The sequence below is a fragment of the Sabulicella rubraurantiaca genome, from assembly GCF_017355885.1.
Lineage (GTDB): Bacteria > Pseudomonadota > Alphaproteobacteria > Acetobacterales > Acetobacteraceae > Roseococcus > Roseococcus rubraurantiacus.
Map to the genome: position 1 here is coordinate 398,203 of NZ_JAFEUU010000002.1, position 14,143 is coordinate 412,345.

The following is a 14,143-nucleotide window of genomic DNA, read 5'->3' on the forward strand; positions in this document are numbered from 1 at the left end:
TGCTCAGATGCTCTCGTCGTCGTTCGGGATGTTGATCAGGGTGCCGCAGGATTTGCAGTGCACGGCATCCGTCTCGTGGCGCTGAAGGCCGCAGCTGGGGCATGGGTGGCGCACCTTGCGTGGGCGGAACAGCGCCTGGGCCAGCCGCAGGAACAGGGTGACGCCCGCCAGCATGATGAAGACCGCCAGCATCCGCCCGCTGGTGTCCTGGGGCACGAAGTCGCCGAAGCCGGTTGTGGTGAGGGCGGTGACGACGAAATACAGCGCGTCGCCATAGTTCTCGACGGCGGGGCGCAGCAGCCAGCGCAGCTCGAACACGATGCCGGTCATGATGAACAGGAAAACGATGAGCTGCGCGGCCGCCATCACCGCGTCCTCGTTCTGGCGGAACAGATCCCAGTCCTCGCGCAGGGATTTGGCGATGCGGGCGGAGTTCAAGAGGCGCAGCATCCGCAGCACGCGCAGGAAGCCCAGGAAGTGCTGGAGCAGCGGCGAGAGCAGCAGGGTGAGGATGGCGACGAAATCCGCCACCTCCAGCGGTCGCAGCGCGGTGTGCCAGGGGCGTTCGCGGATGGCGTGGCGGGCGATGAACTCGGCCAGGAGCACGGCGCCGAAGGCCATGTCCACCGCGAAGACGACCGGGCCGAGGGGCAGGAAGGAGGCGAAGACGATCCAGGTGATGCTGGCGAGGTCCAGGATCAGCAGGCCGTAGCGGAAGTTCCGCGCCGGGGGCGACGCGGCGGTGTAGAGGTGGCGGAGTCTGGTCCGCCACCCATGTTGGCGCGCGATCAGGGCGAGGCCCCGTTGCCGCCGGCTTGCGTCACAGCGCGCCAGCTTGGCCGCGGAGCGGCCGATGCATGGAGCGGCGCGTCACAACGCGCCGCCGCGCCGTCCCGCCATGGCGCCGAGGCGCAGGCGGAGCGCGTTCAGCTTGATGAAGCCCTGGGCGTCGAACTGGTCGTAGGCGCCCTGGTCCTCCTCGAAGGTGACGTGCTTCATGGAGTAGAGGCTGTGCGGCGAGCGGCGGCCGGACACGATGACGTTGCCCTTGTAGAGCTTCAGCCGCACCTCGCCCTCCACGCTTTCCTGGCTCGCATCGATCAGCGCCTGGAGCATGCGGCGCTCCGGCGAGAACCAGAAGCCGTTGTAGATGCACTCCGCGTAGCGGGGCATCAGGCTGTCCTTCAGGTGCGCCGCCTCGCGGTCCAGCGTGATGCTCTCGATGGCGCGGTGGGCGTAGTGGAGGATGGTGCCGCCCGGCGTCTCGTAGCAGCCGCGGGACTTCATGCCGACGAAGCGGTTCTCGACGAGGTCGAGGCGGCCGATGCCGTTCTCCTTGCCCAGCGCGTTCAGCTTCGTGAGCAGCGCGGCGGGGGAGAGGGCCTCGCCGTTGATGCCCACCGCGTCGCCGCGCTTGAACTGGATCGTGATCTCGGTCGGGGTGTCCGGCGCTTCCATGGGGGAGATGGTGCGCTGCCAGACCATCTCATCCGGCGCGTCCCAGGGCTCCTCCAGGATCTTGCCCTCGCTGCTGCTGTGCAGGAGGTTGGCGTCCACGCTGAACGGGGCCTCGCCGCGCTTGTCCTTGGCGATGGGGATCTGATGCTGCTCGGCGAACTCGATCAGCTTGGTGCGGCTCGCGAGGTCCCATTCGCGCCAGGGGGCGATGATCTTGATGTCGGGCTTCAGCGCGTAATAGCTGATCTCGAACCGGACCTGGTCGTTGCCCTTGCCGGTGGCGCCGTGGGAGACGGCGTCGGCGCCCACCTGCTCCGCGATCTCGATCTGGCGCTGGGCGATCAGCGGGCGGGCGATGGAGGTGCCGAGGAGGTACAGCCCCTCGTACAGCGCGTTGGCGCGGAACATCGGGAAGACGAAGTCCTTCGTGAAGGTCTCACGCAGGTCGTCGATGAAGATGTTCTCTTCCTTGATGCCGAGAAGCTTGGCCTTGTCGCGCGCCGGGCCGAGCTCCTCGCCCTGGCCGAGGTCGGCGGTGAAGGTCACCACCTCGCAGCCATAGGTGGTCTGGAGCCACTTGAGGATCACGCTGGTGTCGAGCCCGCCGGAGTAGGCGAGGACGACTTTCTTCACACCCTTCACGCGCATGGTCTGGCCTTGGCCTTCTGTCACCGAATGTCGGGCGGAGGGATGCCAGGGGTTCGGCAGGGGGGCAAGCCTATCGGCGCCCCTGCGCCCAGAGCGCGAGGGCCGCGACCCCCACCGCCGCCACCCCAAACCCCCACCGATACCCCACCCACGCGATCAGCCCCGCGAAGATCAGGCTCCCCACGGTCTGCCCCAGGAACAGCGCCATGGCGAAGGCGCTCACCGCCGTGCCGCGCGCCTCGGGCAGCGCCTCGGTGGCGCGGGCCTGCAGGACGCCGTGGAACATGAAGAAGGCCAGGCCGACGCAAAGCTGCGCCGCCAGCACCACCCCCCAATGCGGCGACAGGGCGATGGCGGTCAGCAGCACGGCCAGGGACAGGCCGCCCAGGCGCAGCAGCCCCTCCTCGCCGAAGCGGGCGACGAGGCGCTTGGCGATGCGGGTGTAGAGCAGGGCGCCGACGCCGAAGCCGGCGGTGACCAGCCCCGCCTCGCCGGCCGAAAGCCGGAAATCCTCGATCAGGAAGGAGGGGATGAAGGGAAAGGCCCCGCCGAAGAGCAGCGAGCCGTTCAGCGCCGCCACCAGCATCAGCCGCCGCCCGGCCTTGGCGCGCAGGAGGCGCGCATAGCCGGCAAAGGCCGAAAGGGCGGAGCGCGGCGGCATGGGCTGGCCGCGCACCAGCCGCCAGAACAGCAGCGTCGCCACGCCGAAGGCCAGCATCCCGCCCGCCAGGAAGGAGGCGCGCCAGCCCAGCGCCTCGCCCAGCGCGCCGGAGATGGGGCCGGCCAGCATGGTCGCCATGACGTTGCCGGTGAGGAAGCGACCGATGGCGCCCTGGCGCTCCTCATAGGGGACGCTGTCGCCCACATGCGCCATCAGCAGCGGGATCACCGCCCCGGCGAAGAGCCCGCCCAGGGCGCGCATCACCGTCACCTCGCCCAGGGTGGAGGCGAAGACGGCCAGCATCGTCACGGTGCCGTAGAGCAAGAGGGCGAGGCTGGCGACGCGCGGCTTGCCGAAGCGGTCGCCCAGCGGGCCGTTGAGGATCTGCCCGGCGCCATAGGGCAGCATGAAGGCCGCGATCAGCACGGCGACGGCGGAAACGGTGGTGTTGAAGCCCGAGGCCATCAGCGGCAGCAGCGGGTCGAGCATCCGCATGCCGAAGCCGGTGGCGAAGCCTCCGAGGGCGAGGAGGCCGAGCGGAGCGGGCGCGGCGCTCACGCCCCGCCGCCGGCCCGCCAGGCCTCCTCCGCCAGTTCGGGCCATCGCGCGGCCGTGCCCGGGCCCAACGCCACCCATTCGCGCAAGGCCCGGCCGCGATGCGCGTCCCAGGGCACCCCGGTGCCGGACTCCACCAGCGCGTCCACAAGCGGGGCGGGCAGCTTCAGCACCAGGGAGTCGCCATCGGGAAGGGCGAAGATGCGGCCGCCCACCGTCAGGCTGTCCCGCCCGAATCCGCGCTTCGTGCCGGCCCCCGCGCGGCCGGCGAAGCGCGCGCGCAGGTCGGCGAAGCCGCTCACGCCGGGTTTTCGTCCCGCGTGGCGCGCCGCGCCCGTTCGCTCTCGGTCTTGAGCTGGCCGCAGGCGGCCAGGATGTCGCGCCCGCGCGGGCGGCGGATCGGCGAGGAATAGCCGGCGTCGTTCACGATGGCGGCGAAGCGCTGCAAGGCCTCGGGCGTCGAGGTCTTATAGGGGCTGCCGGGCCAGGGGTTGAACGGGATCAGGTTCACCTTGGCCGGGAGGCCGCGCAGCAGGCGCACCAATTCGTGCGCCTCGGCCTCGCTGTCGTTCACGCCGCGCAGCATGACGTATTCGAAGGTGATGCGCCGGGCGTTGGAGGCGCCGGGATAGCGGCGGCAGGCGTCCAGCAGCTCCTTGATCGGGTACTTGCGGTTCAGCGGCACGATCTCGTCGCGCAGCTCGTCGCGCACGGCGTGGAGCGAGACGGCGAGGTTGACGCCGAGCTCCGCGCCGCAGCGATCCATCATCGGCACGACGCCGGAGGTGGAGAGGGTGATGCGGCGGCGGGACAGGCCGATCCCCTCATGATCCATGATGATGGTGAGCGCCTTGGCGACGTTCTCGTAATTGTAGAGCGGCTCGCCCATGCCCATCACGACGATGTTGGAGAGCATGCGGCCCTCCTCGCCCTTGGGGGTGGGCCATTCGCCGTAGGAGTCGCGCGCGGCCATGAACTGGCCGACAATCTCGGCGGCGGAGAGGTTGCGGACCAGCTTCTGCGTGCCGGTGTGGCAGAAGCGGCAGGACAGGGTGCAGCCCACCTGGGTGGAGATGCAGACGGCGCCGCGATCCTCCTCCGGGATGTAGACCGTCTCGACCTTCTGGCCGTCGCGCCCCTCGAAGAGCCACTTGCGCGTGCCGTCCGTGCTGGTCTGCTCGGCGGCGACGCCGGGGCGGCCGACGGTGAAGCGCTCGGCCAGCTTGGATTGGAGCGGCTTCGCGATGGTGGTCATCTTCGCGAAGTCGCGCTCGCCCTGGTGGTAGATCCAGTGCCAAAGCTGCTTGGCGCGGAAGGGCTTCTCGCCGATCTCGGCCATTTCCGCCGCCAGCTCCTCGCGCGACAGGCCGACGAGGTCGCGGCGCCCTTGCTCGTCCAGCAGGGGCGGCGGGGCGAAGAGCGCGGCCTTGGCGAGGATGCGGCTGCGCTCCGCCTCCGTCATCTGGTCCGCGGCGGGGAGGACGCGGCTATGCGGGGGGAAGGCGTTCATCGGCGCCCTGCCGGACATTCGCGGGAGATGGCCTCATAGGCCGCGGAGAAGCCGCTGAGGGGGAAGGTGTCCGTGGCCGTGCCGCGCCCGTTGGGGCCGGGGCCGCGCAGCTGGGCGTCGCGCCCCCCGCGCAGGGCGGTCACCACGGCGCGGCCGTCGCGGGCGAAGGCATTGTCGCCGGAGGTGTAGAAAGGGAACTCGCCCGAGCCGATGGAGAGCTTCGGCTCCGCGCCGCGGGCATAGGAGTAGCCGACGCGGGCCGCCACCTGGTCGCGCCCGTTGGCGCGGTGGGTGACGATCAGCATGACGTTGCGGGCCTCGCGATTCCCTGCCCCCTCGGCCGAGCGGGCGCGGGCGAAGGCGTAGCAGACCTTCTGCCCGCCCTCCTGATGGGTGGCGGCGGTCCAGGACTGGAACTCGCCCAGGGCGGCCGGGCGATTCTGGGCCAGGGCGGGACCGGCGGCGATCAGCAGGGCGGCGAGGAGGAAGCGCATCGCGGGTAGATAAATCCGCGGGGGCCGGGCGACAACAGCGCCCGGCCTGTCCAGGGGGCGTGTCAGCCCTCTTCGTCGCGCTCGCCTTCGACCTCGATGTCGGCGTCGATCGCCTCGTCCTCGTCTTCCAGCTCATCCGCATCCTCGATGCCGGCCTCGGCATCCACGTCGTCCAACTCCACGTCGTCCGTGTCGGCCTCCGTCGCGGTGCCGCGCTTCTTCAGCTTGTCATCCGGCAGCGGGGCAGCGGGGCGGCGCAGGCGGGGCTGCTCGGCCGGCTGCTCGGCGCCGCATTTCGGGCAGATCGCAGGCTGCTTGGTGAGGTCGTAGAACTTCGTGCTGCACGACACGCAGACACGCTTCAGACCGAGTTCCGGCTTGGCCATGGAGCCTTCCAATCCTTGATTCCCCGCACGCCAGGCGGCGGGGCCTTGATTCCCCACGCTCCGCGCGGGCGGGGCGCATTGCCACGGCGCGCGCGGCGGTGTCAAACCGGGCCCCATCATGCCCGACCACGCCGTCCCGAGCCCGGTTTCCGCCCGCCCCGCCGCCCGCCCGCTGGAGGGGCGCATCGCCGTGCCCGGCGACAAGTCTATCAGCCACCGCGCGCTGATGTTCGGCGCCCTGGCGGTGGGCGAGACGGCGATCACCGGCCTGCTGGAAGGCGAGGACGTGCTGCGCACCGCCGCCGCCATGCGCCTCCTGGGCGCGGAGGTCGAGCGGCAGGGGGAGGGTCGCTGGCGCGTAGCAGGGCGCGGCATTGGCGGCCTGGCCGAGCCGGATGACGTGCTGGACATGGGCAATAGCGGCACGGCGGCGCGGCTGATCTGCGGCGTGCTGGCGGGCCACCCGATCTTCGCGGTGATGACGGGCGATGCCAGCCTGCGCCGCCGCCCGATGAAGCGCGTAACGGAACCCCTGGCCGCGACCGGCGCCATCTTCCGCGGGCGGGAGGGCGGGCGGTTGCCCCTCGCCATCGAGGGGGCGCGCGACCCACTGCCGCTGGATTACGTGCTGCCCCTCGCCTCTGCCCAGGTGAAGAGCGCCTGCCTGCTGGCCGGGCTCTGCGCCCCCGGCACGACGCGGGTGGTGGAGCGCGAGGCGACGCGCGACCACTCGGAAAACATGCTGCGGCATTTCGGCGCCACGGTGCGCGTCGGGGTGGAGGGCGCGGGCCGGGTGATCGAGCTGGAAGGCCAGCCGGAGCTGGTGGCCGCGCCGGTGGCGGTGCCGGGCGACCCCTCCTCCGCCGCCTTTTTCGCCGTCGCAGCGCTGCTGGTGCCGGGCTCGCGCCTCGTCATCGGCAATGTCGGGCTGAACCCGCTGCGGACCGGGCTCTTCGACACGCTGCGCGAGATGGGGGCATCGCTGACGGTCGAGCATCCGCGCACCGAGGGGGGCGAGCCCGTGGGCGATCTCTTGGCAAGGGGTTCGGAGCTGCGCGGGGTGGACGTGCCGGCGGAGCGCGCCCCTTCCATGATCGACGAATACCCCATCCTGGCCGTCGCCGCGGCCTGCGCGCGGGGGCAGAGCCGGTTCCGCGGCCTCGCCGAGCTGCGGGTGAAGGAAAGCGACCGCCTCCTCGGCACGGCGGCGATGCTGGAGGCGGCCGGGGTGCGCTGCGTAGTGGAGGGGGACGACCTCGTCATCGAGGGATGCGGCGGCAAACCGCCCGGCGGCGGGACGGTGCGGACGCACATGGATCATCGCCTCGCCATGTCGGGGCTGGTGCTGGGGCTGGCCTCGCGCGACGGGATGCGGGTGGATGACGGCGCCTTCATCGCCACCTCCTTTCCCGGCTTCACGTCGCTGATGAACGGCGCCGCCGGGGCGGGGAGCATCGGATGATCATCGCGGTGGACGGGCCCGCGGCGGCCGGCAAGGGGACGCTGGCGCGGCGCCTCGCGCAGCACCTGTCCCTGCCCTATCTGGATACGGGGCTGCTGTACCGCGCTGTGGGGCGGCGCGTGCTGGATGCCGGGGCGGACCCGGCTGACCCGGTGGCGGCCGAGGCGGCAGCGCGGGCGCTGCACCCGGAGGACACGGCGCGCGGCGATCTGCGCGGCCCGGCCCAGGACCAGGCGGCCAGCAAGGTCGCGGCCATTCCCGGCGTGCGGGCGGCGCTGCTGGAGTTCCAGCGCCGCTTCGGGCAGGAGCGCGGCGCGGTGCTGGATGGGCGCGACATCGGCACGGTGGTGTTCCCGGAGGCCGAGGTGAAGCTCTTCGTCACGGCGCATCCGCGCGAGCGGGCGCGGCGCCGCCACCTGGAAATGCTGGGCCGCGGCCAGGAAGCGACGCTGGAGGCGGTGGAGGCGGAGATGGCGGCGCGCGACGCGCGGGATGCCGCGCGCGACGTGGCGCCGCTGATTCCGGCGCCGGATGCGCTGCTTCTGGACACGACCGACCTGGACGCGGAAGCCGCTTTCCGGATGGCGCTGGCATTGATTGCCGGTAAAAGCAAGCTTTCCGCTTGACTGTGGCATGGAATGCGCCGATTTAACGGCGGCCGCATCTATGTGGCCGGATCGGGGCGAACCGTGACACGCCCCACCATCGGCCGCCGCGACGCCTGAAGGCCGCGGAAAGGCAGGACGTGCCCCGGATGCTTTGATCCCGGGGGGCGCAGGCACCAGTCGCGGGGCAAGTTCGGCCCCGTTTCTCGGACCCAGGACAAAACCGCTTCATGGCAGAAGATTTCGCCGCTCTCCTCGATGAGATGCTCGGCGCAAACACCGGCTTCGCCGGTTCCGTGGTCACCGGCAAGGTCATCCGCATCGATGACGACGTGGCCGTGGTGGATGTGGGCCTCAAGAGCGAAGGCCGCGTTCCGCTCAAGGAATTCGCCCCGCAGGGCGCCAAGCCGGAGGTGAACCCCGGCGACGTGGTCGACCTCTTCGTCGAGCGCTACGAGGACCGTGACGGCTCCATCGTGCTGAGCCGCGAGAAGGCGCGCCGCGAGGAGGCCTGGACCACGCTTGAGAAGGCTTTCTCCGCCAACCAGCGCGTGGACGGCGTGATCTTTGGCCGCGTCAAGGGCGGCTTCACCGTGGATCTGGGCGGCGCGGTCGCGTTCCTCCCCGGCTCGCAGGTGGATATCCGCCCGGTGCGCGACGTCGGCCCGCTGATGGGTCAGAAGCAGCCTTTCCAGATCCTCAAGATGGACCGCGCCCGCGGCAACATCGTCGTGAGCCGCCGCGCGGTTCTCGAGGAGACGCGTGCCGAGCAGCGCGCCGAGCTGGTGCAGGGCCTCAAGGAAGGCATGGTGCTGGACGGCGTGGTGAAAAACATCACCGACTACGGCGCCTTCGTGGACCTGGGCGGCGTGGACGGGCTGCTGCACGTGACCGACATCGCGTGGCGCCGCATCAACCACCCCTCCGAGGCGCTGACGATCGGCATGCCGGTCAAGGTGCAGGTGATCCGGTTCAACCAGGACACGCAGCGCATCTCGCTGGGCATGAAGCAGCTGATGGCCGATCCGTGGGACGGCGTGGCGCTGAAGTACCCGGTGGGCGCCCGCTTCTCGGGCCGCGTGACCAACATCACCGACTACGGCGCCTTCGTGGAGCTGGAGCCGGGGGTCGAGGGCCTCGTGCACGTGTCCGAGATGTCCTGGACCAAGAAGAACGTCCATCCGGGCAAGATCGTCGCCACCTCCGAGCAGGTGGACGTGATGATCCTGGACGTGGACGAGCCGAAGCGCCGCATCTCGCTCGGCCTCAAGCAGGCCCAGGGCAACCCGTGGGAGCTGTTCCTGCAGGCGCACCCGCTGGGCAGCGTGATCGAGGGCGAGATCCGCAACATCACCGAGTTCGGCCTATTCATCGGCGTCGGCCCCGACGTGGATGGCATGGTGCACCTGTCCGACCTGTCCTGGGACCTCCCGGGCGAGCAGGCCATGGCGTCCTACAAGAAGGGCGACGTGGTGAAGGCCAAGGTGCTGGACGTGGACGTCGAGAAGGAGCGCATCTCCCTCGGCATCAAGCAGCTTGAGGCCGACCCGGCCGCCGAGGTGCTGGACCGCGTCCGCAAGGGCGAGATCGTCACCTGCACCGTCACCAAGGTCGAGGCCAATGGCATCGAGGTGAAGGTGGACGACGTGCTCACCGGCTTCATCCGCCGTGCGGAACTGGCGCGCGACCGCCAGGACCAGCGTCCGGAGAAGTTCGCCATCGGCGAGAAGGTGGACGCCAAGATCACCGCGGTGGACCGCGCCGCCCGTCGCCTGTCCCTGACCATCAAGGGCAAGGAGATCGAGGAGGAGCGGGAGGCCGTTCGCGAGTACGGCACGGCCGACAGCGGCGCCTCGCTGGGCGACATCCTGGGCGCGGCCATCCGCCGCCGCCGGGAGCTGGCCGGGGAGGAGTGATCCTTCCCCTCAGCGTCGAGGGAATGGGGGCGGGCCTTCGGGTCCGCCCCTCTTTCTTGCCCGGGCTTCGCAGTTTGCGAGACGCAGTCGCATCAGGTGAGGCCCACCAGGATCGTCTCTCGGTCGCCGGGAAATCCTTACTACGCCGGGGACGAATTCGGTTCCCGTTCATGAAGCAGGTATTTTTTTAGCGATAACTGGTCAATTTCCCGGTGATTTCTTTTTAAAAGCGCAGTTTCGCGTGCTTCCATCTATGGTAACGCAACGCCGAGTGGTAAGTTTCCACACGCAAAAAGTGTGGAGAGACCAAGAATGCGTATCCTGCTCGTCGAAGACGACCACAGCGCCGCCCGTGGTATCAGCTTCCAGTTGCAGCAGCACCGCATGATCGTGGACGTGGCCGATTGTGGCGCCGAGGCACTCGAACTCGCCCGGCTCTACGACTACGACGCCGTGATCGTGGACGTAATGCTGCCCGACATCGAGGGGTTCGAGGTGGTGACGCGGCTGCGCGGGGCACGCATTGAGGCGCCGGTCATGGTGCTCTCCGCCGTCAACAAGACGACGGCCAAGGTCAAGGCGCTGCAATCGGGTGCCGATGACTACCTCGCCAAGCCCTTCGACCCGGATGAACTGGCGGCGCGGATGCAGGCGATGATCCGCCGCTCCAAGGGGTTCAGCCAGCCGCGCATCCAGATGGGAGCCCTCTCCCTCGACCTGTCAGCGAAGGAGGTCGCGGTGCAGGGGCGCCCGGTCCATCTGACGGGCAAGGAATACGCCATCCTGGAACTGCTGATGCTGCGCCGGGGCACGGTGCTGTCCAAGGAGAACTTCCTGGACCACCTCTATGGCGGCATGGACGAGCCCGACGCCAAGATCATCGACGTCTTCGTCTGCAAGCTCCGGAAGAAGCTGCAGCAATCGGGCGCCCAGAACGTGATCGGCACGGTCTGGGGCCGCGGCTACATCGTGCGCGAGCCAGCGCCGGCCTATCGCGCCGCCGAGGCGGAGAGGGCGCTGGCCGCGGCCTTCTGAGGAGCCTCCAGGCGGGGCGAGAAATACACGCCCTGCCCGGCCAGCACCCCCTGCAGACGCTCCACCGGCAAGCGGCGCGGCGTCACCCCCGCCGCAACGGAGAGCGCGGCGGCCGCCCCCGCCGCCTGGCCGGTCAGCCAGCATTGCGGGATTTCCCGCAGGAAGGAGTGGCTGGAGGCATCGCAGCTCAGATGCCGCCCGGGGGCCAGGAGCCCGTCCAGCGCCTCGGGCACCAGGGCGCCATAGGGCACGGAGACGTTGGGGAATTTCGTGGCGAGGCTGGGTGAGACGCCGATCTCGTCCGGGGCGATGCGGCCGTCCCAGTGCTCGCGCAGGATGGCGGAGACACCGCGCAGGCGGCGGGCGTGGCGCACGCCGAGCTGCGGCGCGGAGAGCATGAGATAGGCGCCCTCGAAGCCCGGCGCCTCCTCGCGATAGGCTGCGAGATGCGCGGCCATGAGGCGATGGGAGCGGATCTCCACCTCGGAGAGGTCGTCCACCTCCACCGCCGAGAAGCCGGCGAGGCGTGGCCCCATGAACAGCGCCACGTCGTCGCGCCAGGACACGAAGGCCTTGTCGAAGAAGCGCAGCTTCTTGCGGCCGCGGCGGAGGAATTCGCTCCATTCCGCCGGGCGCTCGGTGCGCCAGCGAAGGTGCCGCGGCATGTCCACCCCGCCGAACAGCCAGGAGGTGTTCATGCAGCCATGGATGTCGTCCGGGTCCACGTCGGCCTCGAAGGGGGCACCGGCGCGGGCGTAGAGGTCGCCATCGCCCGTCGCGTCCACCGTGCAGGCGGCGAGGATGGCGCGGCGTCCCTGCTTGCTTTCGAAGGCCACGCCTTGCACCGCGCCGTCGCGCAGCAGGGGCTCGGCGCCCCAGGCGTGGAACAGGATCTCAGCGCCGGATTCCAGCACCATCTCCTGCGCCAGGAGCTTCATCGCTTCCGGGTCGCAAGTGGGGGAATGGGTGACGGTGCCGTGGAAGGCAGCGGTGCGCTGCCCCCACCAAGCGGCGGAGGCGGCGTCGCGCGCACCCCAGGCGGAGGGGGGCGGGCCGGAGACGGCGCCGGGGGGCAGGCGGGACAGGAATTCCTCGGCGAAGCCGCGAATGACGCGCTGGCCGTTCCAATCCGTCATCCGGTCGATCCAGATGACGAGGCCGCCGGTGGAGAGCCCGCCCAGGTGGTTGTGCCGCTCTACCAGGATGGTGCGGGCGCCGAGGCGGGCAGAGGCAATGGCGGCCGCCACGCCGGCCGGGCCGCCGCCCACCACCAGCACGTCGCAGCGCGCATGGACGGGGATATCGCGCGCCGCCTCGTGCCAGATCTCGCCCGTGGGGGCGCGGCGGCTTCGCGGCCCGGCGGAGAAGACCGGGCTCTGAAAGAAGTGGCGTCCGCCCACCGGGCGGGTCTCGTCGGGCATGGCCGGTTCATACGCGGTCTTGCCCCCGCTGTCCCCCCGTTGCATGGCTGCGCCGTGCTCCGCCTGCTCCCCCTCCTCCTGCTCCTGGCCGCCTGCGCCGCCCCGGCGCCGCCGCCCCCTCCCCCGCAGCCCCTGCCCTATCCGGTGGCGGCGCGGGAAAGGCTGCTGCGGTTGGCGCTGGAGGAATGGCGCGAATGGGGCTGCCGCGTGACCGGCGAGATTGGGGAGCCGGCGGCCGGTCCCTGCCTCCCCGCCTATCCAGCGCGGGAGAGCGACCCGGAAAGCTTCCCGCGCGTCCTGGCCTATTGGCGTTCCGTGCCGGATGCCGGGGATGCCATCCCGCGCAACCGCGCCCTCTATGCCGGGGCGCTGCGCGGCGAGGCGTCGCCGCTCTGGGCCGAGCCCTACTGGTCGGCGGCCTTCATCTCCTGGCTGATCGGTGCGGCGGGGGTGGACAGCGTGGAATTCGCGCCCTCCGCCTCCCATTCGCGCTACCTCGACCACCTGGACGCGGTCTTTGCCGCGTATCCGACCCTGGCGGCCTTCGTGCCGCGCGACCCGGCGGCCTATGCGCCGCGCACCGGCGACCTCCTCTGCCGCGACCGCTCGCGCAATGCCTTGCCGTATTGGGGGCTGCGCGCCTCTGAGCGCGGGCAGTTCCGGCCCATGCATTGCGACGTGGTGGTCGCCACCGCGCCGGGCGTGGTGGAGGCGGTGGGCGGCAACGTGGAGGACGCTGTGACGCTGGTACGGGTGCCTGCCGACGCGGCCGGGCGGGTCTTGCCGAATCCGCGCCCTGCCCTCGTGATCATGGAAAATCGGCTGGGGCGCCTGCCGCCCTGGAATCAGGAGAATCGATCTTGAGCCTGTTGCTTTCCCCCTGGACGCTGCGTGGCGTCACCTTCCGCAACCGCGTCGGCGTGTCGCCCATGTGCCAGTACTGCGCCGGCGAGGATGGCCGCCCGACCGACTGGCACCTCGCCCATCTCGTGTCCCGCGCCGTGGCCGGGCCGGGCATGGTGATGACGGAGGCGGCGGCGGTGGTGCCGGAAGGGCGGATCAGCCCGCGCGACCTCGGCATCTGGAGCGACGAGCATGTCGTGGGCCACACGCGGTTGGCAGCGGCGATCGCGGCGATGGGCGCGGTGCCGGCAATCCAGCTGGCGCATGCCGGCCGTAAGGGCAGCCGCCTGCCGGCCTGGGACAGCGGCGCCGCCGATCCGGGCTGGGAGGCGGTGGCACCGAGCGCGGAGGCCTTCACCGGCTACGCCCAGCCGCGCGCGATGAGCGAGGCGGAGATTGAGGAGACGATGGTCGCGACGGTGGCGGCGGCGGAGCGCTCGGTGCGCGCCGGCTATCGCGTCATCGAGCTGCACGGCGCGCATGGCTACCTGCTGCACCAGTTCCTGTCGCCGCTGGCGAACCGGCGCAACGATCGCTGGGGCGGCGGCTTCGATGGCCGCACCCGCATCGTGCGCGAGACGATGGGGCGGCTGCGCGCCGCCCTGCCGGGCGATGTGGCGCTGGGGGTGCGGCTTTCACACACCGACTGGGTGGAAGGCGGCTGGACCACGGAGGAGACGGTGGAGCTGTCGCGCCGGCTGAAGGAGGACGGTTGCGACTTCGTGGACGTGACCTCCGGCGGGTTGGATGCGCGGCAGAAGATCCCGGTCGGCCCCGGCTACCAGCTTCCGGGCGCGGAGGCGGTGCGCCGCGGCGCCGGGATCGCGGTGATGGCGGTGGGGATGATCACCGACGCGCATCAGGCCGAGGCGGCGCTGCAGGACGGCAAGGCCGACATGGTGCTGCTGGCGCGCGCCTTCCTGCGCGACCCCTACTGGGTGCTCAACGCCGCGGTGGCGCTGGGCGAGCAATCCGCGCTGCGCGTCCCGCCGCAATATGATCGCGGCTGGAGCTCGCTGGGCCAGTTCGGCGGGCTGGAGCGCGGGGTGGGCGAGCCGCTGCCCGCGCTGTGAGTCACATGGCCCGGCG

At 70.7% G+C, this 14,143-nt stretch carries 14 protein-coding genes; 6 read left to right on the plus strand and 8 right to left on the minus strand.

The window, feature by feature from the left end; all coding sequences use genetic code 11:
• Positions 1 to 3: 3 nt before the first annotated feature.
• The 7 genes from JTJ31_RS05900 to JTJ31_RS05930 form a co-directional block, all read right to left on the minus strand.
• A complete protein-coding gene (locus JTJ31_RS05900; RefSeq protein ID WP_207537866.1) occupies positions 4 to 855 on the minus strand; it encodes a potassium channel family protein in 852 nt (283 codons plus the stop codon).
• Between the two features lie 15 nt (positions 856 to 870).
• Entirely contained in the window at positions 871 to 2,106 is a 1,236-nt protein-coding gene (locus JTJ31_RS05905; protein WP_207537682.1) for an argininosuccinate synthase, read from the minus strand.
• Positions 2,107 to 2,176: 70 nt separating this feature from the next.
• Positions 2,177 to 3,325, minus strand: a complete 1,149-nt coding sequence (locus tag JTJ31_RS05910) for an MFS transporter (protein WP_207537683.1) — start codon at positions 3,323 to 3,325, stop codon at positions 2,177 to 2,179.
• Positions 3,322 to 3,624 carry a hypothetical protein gene (locus JTJ31_RS05915; protein WP_207537684.1) on the minus strand — a complete coding sequence of 101 codons (303 nt, stop codon included), beginning with the start codon at positions 3,622 to 3,624 and terminating at the stop codon, positions 3,322 to 3,324. The genes JTJ31_RS05910 and JTJ31_RS05915 overlap by 4 nt, the downstream gene beginning before the upstream one ends.
• Positions 3,621 to 4,832 carry a 23S rRNA (adenine(2503)-C(2))-methyltransferase RlmN gene (gene rlmN, locus JTJ31_RS05920; RefSeq protein ID WP_207537685.1) on the minus strand — a complete coding sequence of 404 codons (1,212 nt, stop codon included), beginning with the start codon at positions 4,830 to 4,832 and terminating at the stop codon, positions 3,621 to 3,623. Before rlmN ends, JTJ31_RS05915 begins: the two co-directional genes overlap by 4 nt.
• Positions 4,829 to 5,326 (minus strand): invasion associated locus B family protein, encoded by a 498-nt coding sequence (locus JTJ31_RS05925; protein ID WP_207537686.1) that lies wholly within the window; start codon positions 5,324 to 5,326, stop codon positions 4,829 to 4,831. Before JTJ31_RS05925 ends, rlmN begins: the two co-directional genes overlap by 4 nt.
• A gap of 62 nt (positions 5,327 to 5,388) precedes the next feature.
• Positions 5,389 to 5,712: a TIGR02300 family protein gene (locus JTJ31_RS05930; RefSeq protein WP_207537687.1), complete on the minus strand. Its 324-nt coding sequence runs from the start codon at positions 5,710 to 5,712 to the stop codon at positions 5,389 to 5,391.
• 118 nt (positions 5,713 to 5,830) lie between these two features.
• On the opposite strand from JTJ31_RS05930, the gene aroA reads away from it, so the two are divergent.
• The 4 genes from aroA (at position 5,831) to JTJ31_RS05950 (ending at position 10,730) form a co-directional block, all read left to right on the plus strand.
• On the plus strand, positions 5,831 to 7,174 hold the full coding sequence (gene aroA / locus JTJ31_RS05935) for a 3-phosphoshikimate 1-carboxyvinyltransferase (RefSeq protein WP_207537688.1): 1,344 nt from the start codon (positions 5,831 to 5,833) through the stop codon (positions 7,172 to 7,174).
• Complete coding sequence (gene cmk, locus JTJ31_RS05940; protein ID WP_207537689.1) at positions 7,171 to 7,800, plus strand: (d)CMP kinase; 630 nt, start codon at positions 7,171 to 7,173, stop codon at positions 7,798 to 7,800. Before aroA ends, cmk begins: the two co-directional genes overlap by 4 nt.
• A gap of 209 nt (positions 7,801 to 8,009) precedes the next feature.
• A complete protein-coding gene (rpsA, locus tag JTJ31_RS05945; protein WP_207537690.1) occupies positions 8,010 to 9,695 on the plus strand; it encodes a 30S ribosomal protein S1 in 1,686 nt (561 codons plus the stop codon).
• A 312-nt stretch (positions 9,696 to 10,007) separates the two neighbouring features.
• Positions 10,008 to 10,730 carry a response regulator transcription factor gene (locus JTJ31_RS05950; protein WP_207537691.1) on the plus strand — a complete coding sequence of 241 codons (723 nt, stop codon included), beginning with the start codon at positions 10,008 to 10,010 and terminating at the stop codon, positions 10,728 to 10,730.
• Here the strand turns inward: JTJ31_RS05950 and JTJ31_RS05955 are convergent.
• Positions 10,685 to 12,151 (minus strand): FAD-dependent oxidoreductase, encoded by a 1,467-nt coding sequence (locus tag JTJ31_RS05955; RefSeq protein ID WP_207537692.1) that lies wholly within the window; start codon positions 12,149 to 12,151, stop codon positions 10,685 to 10,687. The genes JTJ31_RS05950 and JTJ31_RS05955 overlap by 46 nt on opposite strands.
• 54 nt (positions 12,152 to 12,205) lie before the next feature.
• Between JTJ31_RS05955 and JTJ31_RS05960 the strand changes: the two genes are divergently transcribed.
• Together JTJ31_RS05960 and JTJ31_RS05965 are read left to right on the plus strand one after the other, a co-directional pair.
• Positions 12,206 to 13,015 (plus strand): DUF2272 domain-containing protein, encoded by an 810-nt coding sequence (locus tag JTJ31_RS05960; protein ID WP_207537880.1) that lies wholly within the window; start codon positions 12,206 to 12,208, stop codon positions 13,013 to 13,015.
• On the plus strand, positions 13,012 to 14,127 hold the full coding sequence (locus JTJ31_RS05965; RefSeq protein WP_207537693.1) for an NADH:flavin oxidoreductase/NADH oxidase: 1,116 nt from the start codon (positions 13,012 to 13,014) through the stop codon (positions 14,125 to 14,127). The genes JTJ31_RS05960 and JTJ31_RS05965 overlap by 4 nt, the downstream gene beginning before the upstream one ends.
• Positions 14,128 to 14,143 lie beyond the last annotated feature (16 nt).